General features: G+C 58.5%; 8 protein-coding genes. All 8 read right to left on the reverse strand.

The annotated features are described in order from the left end of the window. Positions 1-12 precede the first annotated feature (12 nt). The 8 genes from dpdD to dpdE are packed head-to-tail and all read right to left on the reverse strand — an operon-like array spanning position 13 to position 17,861. On the reverse strand, positions 13-2,217 hold the full coding sequence (gene dpdD, locus ACIA48_RS16635) for a protein DpdD (protein WP_396733505.1): 2,205 nt from the start codon (positions 2,215-2,217) through the stop codon (positions 13-15). After that, complete coding sequence (gene dpdK / locus ACIA48_RS16640) at positions 2,214-2,732, reverse strand: phospholipase D-like domain-containing protein DpdK (protein WP_396733508.1); 519 nt, start codon at positions 2,730-2,732, stop codon at positions 2,214-2,216. The genes dpdD and dpdK overlap by 4 nt, the downstream gene beginning before the upstream one ends. Then, entirely contained in the window at positions 2,729-7,246 is a 4,518-nt protein-coding gene (dpdJ, locus tag ACIA48_RS16645) for a protein DpdJ (RefSeq protein WP_396733511.1), read from the reverse strand. The genes dpdK and dpdJ overlap by 4 nt, the downstream gene beginning before the upstream one ends. Beyond that, complete coding sequence (locus tag ACIA48_RS16650; protein WP_396733514.1) at positions 7,243-7,959, reverse strand: hypothetical protein; 717 nt, start codon at positions 7,957-7,959, stop codon at positions 7,243-7,245. The genes dpdJ and ACIA48_RS16650 overlap by 4 nt, the downstream gene beginning before the upstream one ends. Further along, a complete protein-coding gene (dpdH, locus tag ACIA48_RS16655; RefSeq protein WP_396733517.1) occupies positions 7,956-11,099 on the reverse strand; it encodes a protein DpdH in 3,144 nt (1,047 codons plus the stop codon). The genes ACIA48_RS16650 and dpdH overlap by 4 nt, the downstream gene beginning before the upstream one ends. Beyond that, complete coding sequence (dpdG, locus tag ACIA48_RS16660; protein ID WP_396733520.1) at positions 11,096-12,037, reverse strand: protein DpdG; 942 nt, start codon at positions 12,035-12,037, stop codon at positions 11,096-11,098. Before dpdG ends, dpdH begins: the two co-directional genes overlap by 4 nt. Beyond that, positions 12,037-14,670, reverse strand: a complete 2,634-nt coding sequence (dpdF, locus tag ACIA48_RS16665) for a protein DpdF (protein ID WP_396733523.1) — start codon at positions 14,668-14,670, stop codon at positions 12,037-12,039. The genes dpdG and dpdF overlap by 1 nt, the downstream gene beginning before the upstream one ends. After that, positions 14,667-17,861 carry a protein DpdE gene (dpdE, locus tag ACIA48_RS16670; protein WP_396733525.1) on the reverse strand — a complete coding sequence of 1,065 codons (3,195 nt, stop codon included), beginning with the start codon at positions 17,859-17,861 and terminating at the stop codon, positions 14,667-14,669. The genes dpdF and dpdE overlap by 4 nt, the downstream gene beginning before the upstream one ends. Between the last annotated feature and the right edge of the window lie 626 nt (positions 17,862-18,487).

An 18,487-nucleotide genomic window follows, 5' to 3' on the forward strand; every position in this document is an offset into this window, starting at 1 on the left:
TCGAGCAATTCATTACACCGCTTGGCGTAGAGCGTTCATGATCGCCGACGTGCCTTTAGCGTTGACGCGCACGATATCTCGGGTGCCGCGTTCCGCCTCGATGAATTCGGTTGCTGCATGTTTGGCGGCAGCAGTGACGATGACAAAAATGTCGGCATTTCTGCTCGCCTGTTCGAGCGCCGACGACCCGCCGGCTTTGTCACTGAATAGCCGAACGTCGATGCTAGGGATTATCTTTCGGAGTAATTGGGCTGCACGCGTCGCGGAAGTCTGCATCAGCGAGTACAGTGCTATCTTCTTATCCGCCAAGTATGCGTACTGGCTGGACTCGTCGTTTGCGCCGTCGAGGAGTAAAGCGGCGAGGATAGGTGGGAACTCCGCGGGGTACTCATCGCAAACGACCTGGATCGCCCGCAGGGCGACCGTCGACAGCGCGTACCGAAACGCGATGAACTGCTCGAGTGCTGAGGACACAAAGTTGTCTAGCGCGCCAACTTCGTCCTTCGACTTCGGGAACGAGGTGAGCATCTGGAAAAGATCGGCCTGCCATTCGACAGTGCTCGAAGCGGAGTTCGTGTGCCGAATGTCGTTGATATACGACACGGTTTCGGAGTACTCGGTGCCGGAGAAACTCGCGGAGAACGCCACATCGATGAGGCTCAGCGTCTGAGAGCGGATGCCGGACGACGCCTTCATACTCACTGCAAGAGCCCCGATTAATCTCCTACTCAAACCAGCGCCGGCGCTGCCAGCGGCCTCGATGACATCGCGGTGCGCGGCGAGAAACTGGCCCGACACTTCGCCGAGTGCCATGAGAGCGTCGTCGTTCATCGCTTCTAGGCGCGCCGACAGATCAGCAAACGAGAGCGGCGGCCACTGCGATGGATCCGAAGTTACGAAGTCAAGCGTGCCAGTCTCGGCATCGGCTTGTGTGATCTGATCGAGCCATGCCGTCCAGTCGGACGGCCCCTCGAACGCTACCGCCTGCTCGAGTGTCCGGACTGCGTTTCGGATCTGCTTGCTACTTAAAACTGCTGACCGAATATCCGCATTGGCTGAGATGTAGTCGAGCGCGCTCCTCGCCGCGGCTTTCTCATCAATATCGGCCGCCGCCAATACGGCCAAACGTGCTGTTGCGTTAGTACAGGGCAAACCAAGTACGAGTCGCAACGCGCCGCCTGGGTCGCCCGCCGCATAGAGTGCGAAAGCAGCTGCTTCCGGAGGAACCGGAACTGACGTGACGTCGGCGGACTTCGTAGCCACCGACGCAAGTCGTGACAGGCGTTGTGTCAGACCTACGCGCAGCTCGTCACCGACTCGGGCCATGCTCTGGACGAGGTCCGCTGGCAACGGGGGATCAGACGTTAGTGCAAGTAGAAGCTGAAACACCAACTCGTCACCGTGCTCTGCGCGCGGACCGGTGGCCGTAGTCCGATATTGAGCGGGCAGGTCGCGCGCCGCGTCGAGAAGGTCAGCGTCGCGTTCGGCTAAATCCAGTGCTGCGAAATAGCGTTGGTAGACGGCGCGCCGGATTGCCCTAGTAACACCAGGGGGTCTCGCAACCTGGAGCAGATCACTAATCGATCGATCTTCGATCAGACCAGCCCAGTCTTCGAGCGAAGCGAAAGCGCGAACGCGGACGAACGTCTGATTGAGAGTATCTAGGTCGCCGTTGGTTGACAGGCTCTCCAGGGCGCTGTCGACCGCGTCGCGATCGCGTGCAGCTAGAGCATGACCGAGGTCGTCGAGGATCTCGCTGGTCGACTTGGCGAGTTCAAACTCCGAATCGGGCCGATTGTCGAGGAGTGCTGCCAACCGGATCAAAGCCTCGCGGACAAACCGTCGAGCTTCGGCGACATGCGACGAACCAGAACGGGGCAAGACCTCGAACCGCAGAACCGTTGAAGGAGACAAGGACACGATGCGGGAGTCAAAGGGATCGAGGTGGTCGAGTCGACCACGTTTGACTGTCACGTCACTATGGGTGGGTCCGACCCAAGCGCCGAGTAGTTCGAGTATCTCATTGGCTCGTCGATCGCCGGGAGTAAAGACGTACCAGAAGAGTTGGCCATCAACCTCGCGCGGAAGAAATGATGTGCGCTCGGGATTGTCCAGCGATCGAATCCAGGTGTCGAGCTGCGTTCGCAGATGGCCGGCAACCATCGTCGGGTTCAACGTGTTGCCGTCGCCAAAGAACGCCGTGGCAAGTTCGTTCATGGAGTGCCGAACCGTTCGCGATAGTCGAGTCTGGCTGCGGCAATCGACTCCCTATTGTTGTCGAGTGTCAGTGCTTCCTCGTTGACCTCGCGTCCGTAGTGCGTGAAGTTCATCGATCCGTGTAGGAAGAATCGCTCGGTCAACAAGGCCTTCTCATGCAAGTTGTCATTCACTAGGACCTGGATCGTCGGGCTTCCGTCGTCGAATGATGCGTGGCGAAGTTTGTCGACCACAAGATGATTGCGCGGGTCTGGTCGGACAATGACGAAGATCTGGGTTCCTTGGCCCGCCAGGTAGACCAGCGTGTCGGTCAAAGGGATCGAACCGACTGGTCGAGAAGGCATCAATACGGAGAATGTGCCCGCGCTGTTGTCGATCACTGGTATGTCCGATATCCAAGGCGACAGTAGCCAGAGTTCGCGCGATGGTGTCAGGATCTCAGTTACGAAAAGCGATTGAACGAGATCGGATGCGAGAAGCGTGGGACCGCCCCCACGGGTTACTACGCGTCTCATCGAGTGCCCTCGGCAGTTTCAAAGGTGAGCACGGTGTTTCCGTTGCTGGCCCGCTCTACCTCCACGACGCCGGGATGCAGGAACATCCATTCGCTCTCCACGGGAGTTGCGGTGAGATTGACAATCAGATCGGATGCCAGGCCAAGATCGAAGCGCGGGACTATGACGCGTACTTGATCGTTGGCAGCGAGTAATTCGCGAATTTGGTGCTCTACGTCGCTGTCATGGATGGACACTGTCGGTGCTTCGTGTGGCGCCATTGCGCGCAGTAGCTCAGGCAATGGGTCGGGCAGAGTTGCGAACGGGTTCCACGTCTGCAGAGCATCACTTCGAACTCGCCAACCCGTCGGCCACAGCAAGCTGAGGATGATGTCGATTCGCCTCTGTTGTGCGTCGGGTGCAGGAGCAACACCGAGGGCCGCATCGTAGACGGCATTTCCGCTCGCAATGAACGCCCAAGTGCGGGTGGAGATCTCTATCCCTAAGCGCTCTTCTAGTGCCGATCGATCCGCGAGCAACGACTGCAGGGTCATGTCTGTCGCATGGGAGGTGTTCGGGCGCATTATGCGATTGGCAAGGTTACTGATGAACATCTGTTGGTCGCCGGACATGTGCATTTCGGACGCTGCCGCGCGTACAGCGCGCAGAGCAGAGACCCGTGACTGCTGGCTCTCGCTGGAACGGTAGAGGGCTACAGCTTCAGTCAATACGTTGTCGCTGCCTAGTTGGCTTACGATCGCCGTGAGTTGGTTTCCTACCCGTTCCGCAGGACCGGGCTGAATTGCACCCCACATCAGTCGGAGGAAGCGCCTGGGTTCGGCTTGTATTCGACGTGCGAGTGCCTCCAGGAATCCACCTCCGCCCATTGTCGGTTCGGACAACCACACCTGATTCCGCCGGGGGATGCTATCCGCGTTCAGTCCGGGTTCCACATCGACTAGCAACCCGTCCGGATCGTGATCGGGACATAGCGCCCGGGCGGCGGCAAAAGCAGCTTGTCCTACTGTCGACAGCAGACGATTACGTACCCACTCCATCATTTCGGTTGTGGGAGGGAGCCACAATTGAGGGATCAATTCGTCGAGTCTGTTGACGATGGCGGGTGCGTTCAGGAGCGAGGTCAAACGTTGGAGGAGCTTGCTTGGTTGGGAGTCAATGTTGTTGTCGCCCAGGATAAGGCCTGGGCGCTGGAATAGCGCCTCGAGTGTTGGTTTAAGGTGCGCAACGAGCGACCCGCTAATCGCTCGGTAGGAATCTTCGAGCGTGTCACCTCGCTCCGCCGCCTTGAGTACGAGCATCGTCTCCATCGCCTCGTGAAGCCACGTCAACTGGAACACGTTGGCGTACGCCAATAGTGCTTCGTCGGTCGTGATCAGGTGTGCAAACCACGCACTGCGCAATCCAGGATCTCGCGCGACGGCATCGTTGGTGGGTGTCGGAAGATCTACATCCAGTCGGAGCGCATCGACATCAAGGGTGACTCCAAGACCAGCAGGTGCGCCCTGGTGGGTAAATTGCGTTCTGGTCCTTCGCTCAGTTCCGTCCTCGAACTGTACTGTCGCGTCGCTCTCCACCGCCAGGCGACTAATCTGCACCCACGTGCTCTGCGCGTGTAGGAAGAATGTGGCCGCAGAGATGAGTGCACCGATCCTGTCAGTGGACGGCAACCTCAACGCGATTCCGGTTCCCTGCTCAATGAATTGGCTGCGCCAGGTGAGATGTGCGTTGGAGGAGTCGGTGATTTCTTCGGGGGCCAGTGCCAGGGTGGCGCGATGTGGTCGGACGACCTCGTAGGTCGTCAGTCTGCCGCGGTGCGTGATTTGCGGGATGGCGGAGACGTCAAAGTCGTCGACGAATGTCGAAACCTCCTGTGTGCTCTCACTACTCTCCCAGTCGACAGGAACCCAATGGCGATGCCAGGCATTCCGAGTTGCGTATCTCCGCGAGACCCGACCGGGGGCATATTCGCGCATCATCTGTGCGACACCCATTGACTCGATCGACATGTCCGAGGCATATGACGTCTGGGATGGAACGACGACGTCAACTTCCGAGAGACTGAGTTCGGTGAAGAGGTTTCCTGGAAAGTAATCGGGCAGAGGGTGGTCCGAGACGGCATCTGCCCCAGCGGTGACGATGGTAGCCGTCGCTGACGCAAACCGTGAGCGCAGGCGTCGAATGAGAGTCGGGACGGCCCCGAGGAGAACTGGCCGCGGTGGGTGCCAAAGTATCTCGTCGACTTCCGATGACGTTAACGCCAGCGAGAGTCGCAGCCATCTGGCCAGATCGTTTTGCGCGGATGGTTCGGCAAGGAGTGTCTCCAGCACTTCGACGGCTTTGGCGTGCATCTCGGCGTTCTGTCGGGCATACGAACCTTCGGGTGGTCCTTTGAGGTCCAGCCATAGGTTGGCCCGGGGATGCGTTACTCGGATCTTGACGGCCACCCACTCTAGGAGTGATTGGGCGGCATGCATGCGGAGGACAGCCCGGTTGTGGATCGGCAACGTGCGTGGAGGTAGAACTGGATCGAAAAGTGTGTCCCAGCCTTCGTAGGCGGCGCGATCTCGACCGTAGTCAGATAGCACTACCAGGGTGATCGGGCGCATTCCACGCGGTCGCCCAGCACGTCCTTTGCGCTGAATGAACTGTGCTGCATCTCGTGGCGCCTTGTGCTGAATCACCGCGCCAACCGTCGGATCGTCAAATCCGACCTCTAGCGACGCAGTTGCCACGACGGCTTGAGCTTCTGAATCAACGCCGACATCCTGTGACGACGTGCGGCCGATGCGAAGTCGGCCGGTCGCGTCAATGGGATGGCCTAAATGTTCAGGCAGATCCCATGACTGACCGGCCAGGCGGCGTGGGACGCCACCGCCCAGCGCCGGATTTCGCAATGCCGCCAATGGCTCCTTGCGGCCTGGAACTGCTCGGCCGGAGGCCGCGAGTCGTAGACCTTCGGCATCGGCGAGGTCGTAATAGAGCCTATTGGTTACGTCGAGATCGTCGGTGAACACGAACGTTTTACTGCCGTAGCCGCCAGCCGATAGGCCTGATACTGGTGTATCCATCAAGCGCGACAGCAGCATGGTGGACTGAATCGTCGCCGAAAGTACGCTCGTTCCACTAGTAGGATCACTGCGTGCTGCGACGAGATACTCGGCGCCTTCAGTAGTTAGTTCATCGGGTGTCGGTTCAATGCTTTGAACGGAGTTGGCGCTCACGCCAATGAGACTGGCGAAATAGTTGCCGGCGTCGACGAGCGTGGCCGACAAGCCGACGAACGTAACGGGAGTACTGATACGGTGCCGCCACCGTCGCAACACCATGGCGGTTTGGGCGCCGCTTGCACCTCCATAGGTGTGGATCTCATCGAGCAGCACAAGCCGGGGCCTCTTCGGTTCTGGCACGCCGATGCCGAGAATTGAACCACTGGAGAGGTCGATCATCGACCGGTTCAACATCTCCGTTGTACTAAAAACAATATCTGGTGCAACAGATTTCATGCGTTGGCGTGTGATGACTATCGTGTCGTCGCCGAACCGCGCACCGCAGGCCGCGCAGATCAGTAATTCCTCACCACGCTTCACGTGGTCGTCGGGCCAGTGCAGTTCGCCGCCGCAACCTTGGCCCTCGTCGCCAGGGCATGTGAGGTACGGGCAGAGATACCCGAGGGATGTATGTCGCCATTGCGAGAACTTCGTATCGAGCGTGGTGCTGCTTGCCGGTGCGGCGCCGTAGAAAGCGCCGAGTCTCAGCTTGCGTCCAGTTTCAGCTTCGAAAAGGCCGTCTGCGCGACGGGCATTCGCGAAAGCACTGGTGAACTGGTCGCGGAGCAGTTCATTACGCGGATAGATCGCGAGACAACGAGTCCACGTCGACGAGTCTTGAAGTGACGCAAGATACGCATAGGCAGGTAGGTAGAACGCGAGTGTCTTACCGCTGCCTGTGCCGGCCCCGACAACGATTCCGTTCGATTTCTTCGACTGAAGCGCACCAATGACTTCGCGGGTTGCTCGCACCTGAAAGCCGCTAAGAGCGAGTGACCCATTGTTCGTTGTGGTCAACGAAGCCAGGCTGCGACGCAGGGCGCCGTCAGCATCGTTTAGGCCGTCTAGCGTTGCCGTCCAGTCGAGGTCGCGTCGCGGGTATGAGCGGGGACGGCGCATGTATCGGAAGTCGGCCACCAGAGGTGTGCCTCGCCGCCAAGCTTCAGCAGGTTTGCTCGCGGGGAAAATCTGGCGAAGACGGGCTAGGAGTCGAAGACCTTCGGCGATGCGACTGCGCCAGCGGGGTGGCTGTACCGCGTCGTCATAGAACAGCATGCCGTGGTCTGTGAGTTGCTGGATGATGGTGTCCACGTCACCAAATGGGTTGTGCGCAAGTGTCCAGTCGAACACGACTTGACGCAGCTCGCGCGTCGAGAGGCCACCGTCGACAACTCCCCACGAGAGCAGCGCGTCTTCGCGGGACTCAATGGTGTCGAGGAGGTTGAGGAGTTGAGCGGAGTCCGTCACTGTCGGCCCTTGATGGAGTAGCGATCGGTGATGTTGTGGTTGTCGAGAAAGGCGCGGACTTCGTCGGTGAGCGCCGACAATGGCGCTCCGGTCGGACTATCGGTCTGCCGAAAGAATGCCGAGATCGCAGCAGGTACCACCCCGGATAGTCCTTCAGCGACGCGCCGCAACTCATCGACATGAGCGTTCCACTTCGCGACGTCGCCTTCGTGGGGTAGCGCTCGTTCGCTGAGCAGGTCGAGACCGAAGGACGCTTTGTCGTAGTCCTCGAGAAGGTCCTCGACATCGATGCCGGAGCGATTCAGGAGGTCGAGCAGTTCGCGGTCCACAACGGAACGACGGTGTTCGTTCCTGTACTCGGCCCAGGCGCCGCCCAAAATGCCTTCGACAAAATTGACGACGCGTTCTGCAGTGCCGACTCTCTCAGCGAATTGTGGCGTAGCACCGCCTAACTGCTGCGTGTTGGTCAGCGTCGCCATCTGTGTCAACTCGGTGTGAATGGTGCGGAAGTTGCCCACGGCGGGTGCGCACTCTGGTGCTTTGACAGTGACCAATTCGTCGTACGACGTGATGAGCTTTTGCAGAGAGCGGCCCAAGGTGGCGAGGCGTTGAGTGATGCGGTCGAGCTTGTTGAGGTCCTGACGAAGGGTCCCATCATCACGTGCTGCCTGAGCACGCCCCTCGATCTGCTGAAGTCGATCCAGAATCATCATGATTGCGATCCCTGTTGCACATGGCCCGCTATCGCGACAAGCGCTGCGTTGAGTTCGGTCGTTAGCGCGCGATCCGCGGTAGTTGACTGCTCTTTCAGTTGAGGATCGATTCTGGACTCGACCATGCCCTCCACCAGATCCAGGGTCTTAGTGACTGCGGCGATCCATGGTGTGAGCTTCGCAGCAGATAACGGCCAGTCACCACCCAGTGCCTTGAGCCGATCTGAATTCGTCAAACTTTCCCAACTGAGAAGGCTTTCGCGCAACCTGTTCACGCGTTGAACATCGCTCGAGTCGATGCCGTCACCTAGCCGATTCAGGCCAGCGACGTCGACTGATGCGGGAACCATGTTGAATGCTTGAAGCGACTTGATCGTCTTTTCGATCGCCTTAACCGTCTCCTTGACGTTCGAACTGACTGTCGTCGTGTCGGGTAGGACGGCCTCAATCGGAATTCGGAGTGAATCGAGGCTCTCATTTAGAGCAGTCATTCTTGACACGAAATCGACTACTCCGGAGGGGATCTCAGTGGGTATGGTCTCTCGACGAGCATCGTCTTTAAGTGACCGCAGGATACGAGCACTGTCTACTGCTGCTGCCGCGCCGGTACCCTGGCTGTAACTTGTGCGGCGCAACAGTAACCGCTGTAAGGTTTCTCGACCACTCTTGCCTTTGAGTTCATTGGCTCCCGAGCGCAACACCTTGACTGGCTGCGGCAAAAGGTCGGGTTCGCAGTCGGGTGCGGGAGCGAAGATTGAATCTACGACCTTGCCCGAGTCCTTAGGCTCGAAACTCGAAGGAATACTCAACATTTGAGCGCTTAAGAGCAAAGCGCTGGCTAGATAGCCCACCTCGGTATCTATTGCGTTCATGTCGTCACGGGGAACATCAAACTGCTGCTCAATGTGTCGCACCCACTTGGCCACCTGACGCGTTGCGAGACGTTGCAAATCGGCGCCGTGGTCCATATCGGTCCACGACCTGCCGTGGTCGAGGAAGGCGAGTGCACGCAGGGATCGCACAGCATCAATATCGCTGCGGTTGATGTCAAGTCGAATTCCCGTGATATTGGCCTGTTTAGTCCCTTCAAGGAATATCGAGATCTGCCCAAAAGTGGCCGCGCCCGACAGACTGCGCGTGGCCGGTTCTTGGTCATCATCGTCCGCACCCGACTCAGGCTGCGATGAGGGTTTGCGCTTAGTCGGGGTCCAATTGGACCCTCCTCCCAAAGAATCTTCGAAATCCAAAGCCGCGACGACAGCATTGAAAACGACCTTGCGAAGATCGTTTTGTGCTGCTTGCTTGAGTGACTGCCCACGAGACCATGCGTCGACAGCTTGCACCAGCTGAGGGTCAGTGTCGTCGCGAACCGCTGGTCGTGAACGGTCTTTGGGCCGGTATTGTTGCTTCCGCCGTTCATCGTCGTTGGTGCGACCGCCGGTGTCTTCGTGGCGGACGTCAGTCGAGTCTGGCAGTCCTACAACCTGCGGTATACCGAACGACTTATGAATGTAGGGGCTGAGGTTCTGTGGGACCGGTGAGCGCGCGAAGTACGTCAGCAACCTTCGTCGTCGATTGACTTGTTCATCTGACTCACCAGGGTTCCTAATCTGTGCCGTGTCTTCGATACTCCAATCAATTTCAAGAGCACGAGTCGGAAAGCGCTTCTCGAAGTCGGCAGAGGGAAAGTTCGATTCGGCAATGATCTCTCGGTCGTCTTGAAGAACTGGCCGTACAACATCTTTCAGCACATTCCGCGCTACGAAGATATCGCCGGTACTCTGCTGAGTCTGCATTGCCCGTTCGAGAGCTACAGCGTTGAACGGATAGAGTCCGATGCCGGCGCTTGATCCGTATGCGGTGTGACACGGGTCTGCTACCGGGCATTTTTCGCACTTGTTCGGGGGTTGCTCACGCGCTGCGAACGACTCCTCGAGTGCGTCTGCGCCCACACGCACTGCGTTCAGATAGGGTGCGACGAACGATGGCAAGTCAGTACTATTCGCCGAACCCGCGACGTCGAGGTCGAATGCAAAGTATGTTCTGGTTTTTGCAGTATCCGGAACCTGGTCGGCGAAGTAGCCAGTCGTCACTGCCATCACCACCCGCATGGGGCACAGCGGTACTGCGGCGGTCGGCACCTGCGTCATCGCATCGATGAGTCCACCCTGAACACCTTGGAAGATGGAAAAATCCTCGATTAGTAAGAGGAGTTCCTCCCCAGACTTCATGAGATCGAGGCGCAAGTCAATGAGCAGGTTCTTTAGGTCATCACCGCCAACGCCGAATACTGAACTTACGGCGGGCGACAGTTGCTCGTTAAGCATTCTCGCCGCCAGTTCGCGCAAGTGCATATCGCCGCCGAGCACATCGGCGATATCGCGGGCCGCCGCACTGGCGTTGTTCGTGTCGTCGACGGTGAGCCGCAAATCTTCGGCCCTGAACTCGAAAGGCTCTTCTTTATCTTCAGCCGATTTGCCCGAGAACTTCTCCTTCGACAAGCGCGCGAGGGCGCCGTCGTCGGCCAAAATTCTCCGCTTGAAGACTGGATCGTCGAGTAAACTCGGAAGCTCGTTGGCTAGGTACTCGCGTTCGGCTTTGTCATCAGCGTTCAGATGCGATGGGTCACGCGGCGATTCGGCAATCAAGTAGGACAGCACGGCTCGAAGTCGATTGCGAGCGTCAGTCTCGTTGTCCAGCTTCTCGGTCGCTTCGCGGACGCGCTGCCTGTACTCGTCAGCGGCAGCGCCGGTGGCCTCGTCGAGAATCAGGTCGAGAATCGCACGGAGGGACATCTTGTGTTTGGGGACGAAGATCACGCGGCGGTGAGGTCGCGAGTGGCTCAACTCGCGGAGTTGCAAGCGCAACCACCGAACCAAGTGAGACTTGCCGGTTCCCGAATTGCCAAGTATGGGAATGATCGGTAGATCGGCAGGCTGATTTTCGACAGCCGCGAGCAGATCCTCCTCCTGCACAACGTCGCCGCCAGGGCGGTTCAGATTTGACCGACGCACTATCGCGAGTTTGCTGTGAGTAGCTGCAAAGACCCCGTCGAGAGGAGTTTCTGCTTCAACCGGTATGACGTCCAGAACGGACGATGCCTCCCAACAAAGGATCGGAAGCGTTGCTGGCGCCGTCATGGGGAGTGTCCTCCGATTACCTCGATATGAGTGAGACGGCGCTGCGGCGTTGTGCCGAGGCCGATCGTTCGTCCGGTTGCGTCGGCTTGGGGAGGGGGCAGTTCCAGTATGGCTTCTTCCTCGAGTGCGAGAATCGATTGCGCGAGTGTCGTGTCGAGCAAGCCGATCGCTGCGTCTGGATCGGGATCAGCGGAGGTGTGCTGAAGAAAGCCCAAGTGCAGCTCTCCGCCGCTTAGAACTGGTAGACGACTTGTAAGGGTGTCGAGAAATCCGTCGATGGTTTGGCGCCCGGATGGCATGTCGAGGACCTGGTCGCGGACAGCCACCGTGGCGTCGGGGTAGATGCCCGCTACCTGAAACGCTGGTTGTGCCATTCCTAATGCCGCTGCCCATCGCATGAAAGCACCCCATCGGACTCCGTTTGCGAAGGGCCGCAACTCCGGACTGTCAGGCAACTGGTCTTGTTGGATCAACTGCACGCTCAGCAATCCGCCGTTGGTCTTGTCCCACGTGAGAGTGCTACGTACATCTTGTGCGAGCGACCATGAAAGTGCGCGATTGATGTCCTTGGTACCGCTCGTAAGGGTGTCTCCTGCTGCTAGACGCCACGGATCAGCATCGCCAACGGTAAACATGAAGTGCTGCAGTAGTTTTCGGTACAAGGATCGAGGAATTCGCGATCCATGAAGCATTGTCTGCGCCTGCGGTACGAGAAGCACTTTTGCATCTCGCTCTTCCGTAACTCCGATGTCCTTGAGCGCGAGCAGTGTGGCGTCGATATTCGATAATGGACTCTTGCCGGCGTGGAGTGACTCCGGGAGCAGTCTCGAGCGTAGTTTGTCCTTTTCCATCTCGAACTCTGCTTCGGCCAACGTGCTAACGATGAGGCGCCCGAGTCCGGGTAATGCTGCTCCACCTCCTGCGTTAATAACGGTCACTAGAGCCTCCTCACAAGATCGGCAAGCGAGGCATTGGGTTGGACAACGTCCTCAAGAGTGAGATGCGGACGATCTGCTGCCGGCGTACCAGACGGCACGACCAGGAGTCTCGTCATTGCGTGCGGCGGTGGGTAGATGAGGCTGGGCGGCAAGACTCCATCGCTATCGCTGACCACGACAATCGTGGGGTAGTCAAGCGCCCGGCGTGGCCGCTGCAAGTCGTTTGGCTCGACTATGACCAGTTCTGAGTGACCGACACCCCGCCGGATTTCACTAATTACAAGCTCGTTAAGACGCTCGGAGAACTGAATCTGCTTGATTCCGTTGCTGACCGCTTTGGCGACAAATCGACGAAAGTTAGTGCGATAGAGCGCTTGACGCACCGACACTGGATCGTAGGTGACGAGCATAATGTTGCGATCCATTAGTAACTCGGTGAGGGACGGCATCAGCGCGAACTTCATCTTGGGGATCATGGGAAGCGAGCGCGTGCCGATTACCGGGGATGAGTCAGATCGGCTGGGATGACAGCGGCCAGGACAACCGGAGCAAGACGAGCTCAAATGGTAGTTGGCGCCCGCGAGCTCAGGCACGTCCAATGAATACTCAGGGGCGAACACGTGACCCCAGCACCGTTCTAGCTCCAGCAATTGACGGATACGCCTGAATGACTCGTCTTCGCGTTCCTTGACGCTGCTTCGCACCTTTTGGAACGCGGCATTGAACACTGTCTCATCCAGACTGCCGCTAGGAACGTTTACGGTCACATCCAACTTGTTGTGGAAGTTCTCCCATTCAATCGCCGTTCGTTGTTCCCACTCGGCATCCGTTTCGGTCGAGGCACGTCGGAGTTCTGGCGGCGCAATCGGCGCGAAATCGACTACCTCTGCGCGTCGCAGGATTGTGATGATGTTCCTGTTCCATAGCCGGTTCTTGTCATTGTCGACGTCGCTGTGGGACGGCACCGTGCGTAGGTCGACGGTCATTGAGAACGCAGATCCGGTCGCGGCACTTTCGGCGCGGTCTCGCATGGCCATCCATCGACTCCAACCCTTTTGATGGCCGATCAGTCTGGTCAGTTCGATTCGCGACTTAGCAAAATCGGTACCGGAGTCTGGTAGCCAGATGGAGACGGAAGTGTGGCCGTCACGTCCTGCGCGGCCGACTTCCTGATAGAAGCGGTCAACTGAGCGCGGAATACACGCGTGAACGATCGTGCGTACATCAGACTGATCGACCCCCAACCCGAACGCGGTGGTACCGACGACAATGTCAATGGCGGTGCCGTCGCCCGAGTCAGTCCATTCGTTCAATATTGTTTCGCGTCGGTCGCTGGAGGTGTCGCCGTGAAACGCAGTCGTCCGCGCGAAGCCTTGGGCACGAAGGCTTTCGGCGATTTCCTCAGCGTCCTGACGCGTTGTCGTGTAGATGATCGCTGGCTTTGGACAACGTCGCATGAGTTCGGAAACACGCTGTGCGCGTTGAGTACTATCGGTTTCTGCGTACAGGTAGCGCAACTCGGTCCGCAAGTAATTGGTCCCAACGAAGATCGACCGACCATCAGAGAAGAGTTGATCGTTGAGCCTGAGGGCCTGCGCGGACAAGGTGGCCGTCATTAATAGTGTCTTGGCTTCCGCAACGCCTACGTGACGTGATATCGCACGCAACTCGTGAACCAGCGAAGCGGCCAATTGGAACTCGGGGCGGAAGTCGGTTCCCCACGCGTACACCAAGTGGGCCTCGTCGATTACAACGTATGTGAGTCCGCCTCGACTCGCTAAATCGCGTAGTGGTCGGGCGAGGCTTTGCACAAGCGCCTCCGGGGACGTGAATAGTAAGCGCTGAGTGCCGGACACAAGCCGATCGCGGATCGCCCGCTTCTCCTCAGTTGGGCGGAACCCGTGATACGCGAGTTCGCGAGGAAGTCCCGCCTCGGGGTAGCGATTTCTGGCCTGCAACTCCTGATCGAGCGCCAGGGCTATGGTCGGAACCACGACCACTGTCGTCGCGTTTGGCTGGATTAGTCCTGGAATTATCCCAACCAGCGACTTTCCCGAACCCGTAGGCAGCACAACGTGGATCGTCGATCCGGACTCTGCAAATGCTACCGCGCGCAGGGCGACGGCTTGAGCTGCTGACTTGTAGTGAATGATGTTCGGTGCGACCGCGTGCACCGCAGGATCGGCTGGAATTCGGGTTGGCGTCGGCGGTTGAGCGTCTGTACTGATCGGAAGGTTCGTCTCGTAAACGATCGTGTCGGGACTGGCGATAGCGTGATCTATCCAACGATGGTCGCCGCTCAACCACGTTGGAGTCCATGACTTTCCGGGCTCTAGTCGAACGAGTCCCCCATAGGCAGGGCTGGCGATGAGACCGAAGTCCTCTAACCGATCGCTAGGAATGCCCCTGTCTTCGAGGTGCATTTCCAGAGCTGGGTTCGGCCCGTCTGATGTAAGTCGCTGGTGATGAAGGACGTGAGAGACCAGCGACAAGATGTCAGCGTAGATATCCATACCGGGCACCGGCGAAGTCCATGCATCAGCGAGTCGCAGAAACGGGCCCTTGAGCTGTCGGCGGTCAAAGAACTTGTCTAGCAGTGCTTCTTGCACGCATTCCAGTTGTTTTTGCGTCATTCCGTCTGATCTTCGAGTGGGTGTCCTGCGACGATCACAATGCCGGTTGAGTCGAGACTTAGCCGTGGCGCGCGAATGGCTTTGTCCAATGTGGACGTCATGAGCTCCTCCAGTTCGCGTTCACGGCGGAGGTCTGCCCTTTCCAAGCCTTCACTGTAGGCCTCACGCAGCGCGAGTTGGCGCTGACGTGCTTGACCGTCGTACGCGCAGGACTCTAGTCCGGCGCCGACACGTTCGACGAACGACTCAAGGTGAACGATGGTCTGTCTCGCAGCTGCTTCCGCGTCTCGCCACGAATCTTTCCAGTTTGACTGTGGTAGAACGCTGTACGCCTCCCCAAGCCGTGCTGGATTCAGGTTCAGGTCACCGTCTGCCCCTGCGGTGGGTGGTTTGCGGTAGCGACGTTCGAGGATACCGACAATAGTAGGATCGACGATCGCCATCCCGTCGATGTCTATCCACACCGTTTCAACAGCGGGAGGAAAGATTGCGTCCGCGCGACGGCGCAAAGCCTTGGGCTCATCTCCCTGGGACGCGGGTTCCGCTGAGACGGATTGTGGTAGATCGGCCTCAACGTGGTAATCAAAGCGGTAGGCAATGAGGTCTTCGTCATGCCAGGAGGAGTCGTACCGCCACATCCCGAAACAGCGGCCTCGATCGTCGTTCCAGATGAAGTCGCTGATAGCGTCTATCAATGGCGACCCATACCGGTAGAGGCGAATGTCCGGTTGTTGAACTGCGACGTCCCGGCGGAACGTTCCAGCTTGTCCCTCGAGGTGAATGAAATCGCGTCGAATGCGCCACAGCGGGATCAGCGGCGGTTCTGCTCGGCTATCGGGAGTAACGGTGTAGCTTCCTGCGCCAGTTGTGGGCGTGCCAATACGTTTCATTCGAACATTGCCTGGTGCCCCATCACGAGCCAGGAGGTGATCCGTCGTTTCGGCGAAGTCTTGCTCGGCGGCCTCGACGGCGGAAATCTGAGCGTAGATCGATCGGGAATCCGTCCTAACTTCGCGACTGTCTAGCGCGTCCTGCTCACGTACGTTGCCTAGTTCCTCGGCTAATTCATCGCGAATAAGCTCGGCGAGCGTGTCGGCTACGCCTGTGCCGTCAGTTACGAACCTCTCCCATGACCGGGTCGCGCTGTTGTCCACTGCGTGCTGAAGGCTGGCGATGGATTTCGTGAAGACCTCGAATCCTTCACGGACAACCTGAAACCACGCGGTGTCCCACTGTTCGGCACCTAGGCCCGACACGATGAGGTAGGAGCGCGCAGGAGTGGGGGCAGCGTCACCGGACCACCGATCCGATCGCCCGATCCGCTGCTCGAGGCGGTTGACGTCGCTGGGCAAGCCAACGTGGAAAACGACGTCGGCGAATTGAAAATTGCGCCCTTCCTCTGCCGATCGGTCGCTTACCAGGATCCGGTTGCTCTTGCCGTTTGATTCGAAGGATCGAATCAACGCGTCTAGGGCGGCGGGATCGCTTTCCGCGATGTGCAAACCGACCGAACTCGCGCCGACGTGCTTCTGCAGCGCTCCACCTACCGCTTCTGCCACAGTCGTGGTGGGACAGAAGACTACGACTCGTTCGCGCACGGTGACCTCGTTGGTCACAAAGTCGGCAACTCGATTACTGAGTTCGGTATTGCCATCGGCGTTGTCCATCGTGTCTATAAGTCGCCGCAGCACCGACGCTTCGTCCTCGGTGCTTGCATCATCGCAGCGCCGACGCGCCCAAGTCGTTAAGGCGACTGGATCGAGAAGGACAGCGCAAGCTTGTGCTAACAATGCTCCGGCCTCCGATACGTCTAGGTCTCCAATTTCGACTGCCCCCAACGCGTACTGACGCCATTCGTCGATCAACGCAGATGCCGTTCGGAAGAGGGTGGTGTCGAGCGGTAGAGCAGTCGGCGTTGTCCGTCCCTGAACGCTGTACTTCTGAAACAGGTCCTCGGTCCTGCGTGTTCGAATCATCCTGCGGTGTACGCGATAGGCGTCGGCAACGTATCCTTGCAGCGCATCGATTGCTCCCGGCATTGCGGACTTGTCCTGTTCTGCGGCCGTTTCCACGGCGAGGATCAGACTCTGAACTTGGTCGTCAGCGGCGAGCATGGCGCGAAGATCGTTGAGACGGCGAACTATGACCGACGCGGGCAGAGACGGCTTAAGGCCGAGGAGTGATCGCGCGAGCTCCGTTCTTATGGCGACTCGCTTGCGAAGGTCCTCTGAGGTGGCTTGTCCATATAAAGAAGGATCAAGCAGGCGCAGCATTCCGAGGAATATGTCTTCGTTGTGGAGTACCGGAGTTGCCGACAGAAGAAGTAAGCGCGTGCTCCCCAGAGCAACGGACGCAAGCTTCTGATATCTGCCCTGCATCGCCGCGTCGTCACTGATTCGCAAGCGAGCGAGATTGTGCGCCTCATCGACGACCAGCAGATCTGCTGATGTCCAATCGTCGGGTCGGTCGTCCCGAGCGAAATTAATCCTCCCGATAGCGAAGTCGGCAATGCCGAATTTTGTATTCAGCTCACGCTTCCATTGATCCAGGAGGAACGGCGGCAGGATCAGACTTACGGTCGATGATGGGTGGTCGTCGAGAATCTGCCGTATGACGATGCCGGCCTCGATGGTTTTACCGAGGCCAACCTCATCCGCTAGGAGGTAACGCTGGATCGGGTCCTCGAGCACACGACGGGCGGCATCGAGTTGATGGGCGTGCAGTTGAATCGACGATGATAGGGCAGCGCCCACCCCATGCGCCGCTGATCGTTGACCGAGTGTGTGGTGCATAAACGGTCGTCGGAGATCGGAAAGGTACGGCGACTCCATCAATCCGGCCTCGCCGAATCCGACGGGGTCCTCTAGTGGACGGTCCCACCGGATGTAGACGTCCTTCTCTGGCAGGAACATCGATTCTCCGCGAGAGCGGACACTGATGTCGCGGTATTCGTTGATGTCTTCTAGGCGTCCGGAGTGCCAGATGCCGTTCTTCTCCCAAAAAACCCGCACCTCTTGGTCGAGCTTGAATCGCTTTAGGCCAGTCATCGGCACCTGGGCGCGGAACCGCTCGCCAGGAGCCTGCCCTGGATTGTCAAAATACTCGAGGGTCAGCGCATCACCGTTGCGTGCTACAGCCTTCCCGACACCGAAATTGTTAGCTGTTGACACGATTAGGTCGCCGATGTTCAAGGGTTGGCGTTTGCCGCGGGATGTCGACGGCGCGGCACGTTCGCCCGTCCGCTTACGCGCAGTGTCCCCGGATTTCTTAGGAGCGGCGCCTGAGTTCGACGCACTTCCTCTGCATGCTGGGAATCGGGTGCAGCCCAGAAATACCTGACCAGCCCGTGCGCCTCTGGTCGCCATCCGTTCCGTCATAGGCGACCCGCATAGTGGGCAGTGAATCACGTCAGTACTCATAACTTGCCAACCGTCGAGTGTCTTCAGGACGCGTTCGTAAACGAGGTGCTATCCGCCCGGTCCCGTGTTCACCGCCTCGGCGAGATAGAAAGGCGCGGCTATCAACTACCAACATTTCGCGGAGTAGTTCGAGCATCGTTCCGTTCTCACTCGCAACGTCCGGGGACGCCCCGTCTGCGGTCCCTAGCGTCGAGACCGGTACAAAAGCTGATTGATTGTCAGCCGTCACAGCGGGTCCCCTCCTGACTACGCATACCCTAAGCGGTGGCTATGAAACCCGTCAGCAACTTCGACGCTCAAAGATCCTCACCGGTTGATGTACGTGCTGCGAGTAGCGCAGACGGTTTGCTAGACGTTGTCGGGACCATCCGTTAATGGGTCCGCGATACAGTTCGAGG

Origin of the sequence: Mycobacterium sp. NPDC051804, from assembly GCF_044452905.1 — a bacterium.
GTDB lineage: Bacteria > Actinomycetota > Actinomycetes > Mycobacteriales > Mycobacteriaceae > Mycobacterium.

Coding starts and splice junctions, on each gene's coding strand:
- dpdD (WP_396733505.1), bottom strand. CDS start 2,217: ATGAACGAACTTGCCACGGCGTTCTTTGGCGACGGCAACACGTTGAAC.
- dpdK (WP_396733508.1), bottom strand. CDS start 2,732: ATGAGACGCGTAGTAACCCGTGGGGGCGGTCCCACGCTTCTCGCATCC.
- ACIA48_RS16650 (WP_396733514.1), bottom strand. CDS start 7,959: ATGATGATTCTGGATCGACTTCAGCAGATCGAGGGGCGTGCTCAGGCA.
- dpdH (WP_396733517.1), bottom strand. CDS start 11,099: ATGACGGCGCCAGCAACGCTTCCGATCCTTTGTTGGGAGGCATCGTCC.
- dpdF (WP_396733523.1), bottom strand. CDS start 14,670: ATGACGCAAAAACAACTGGAATGCGTGCAAGAAGCACTGCTAGACAAG.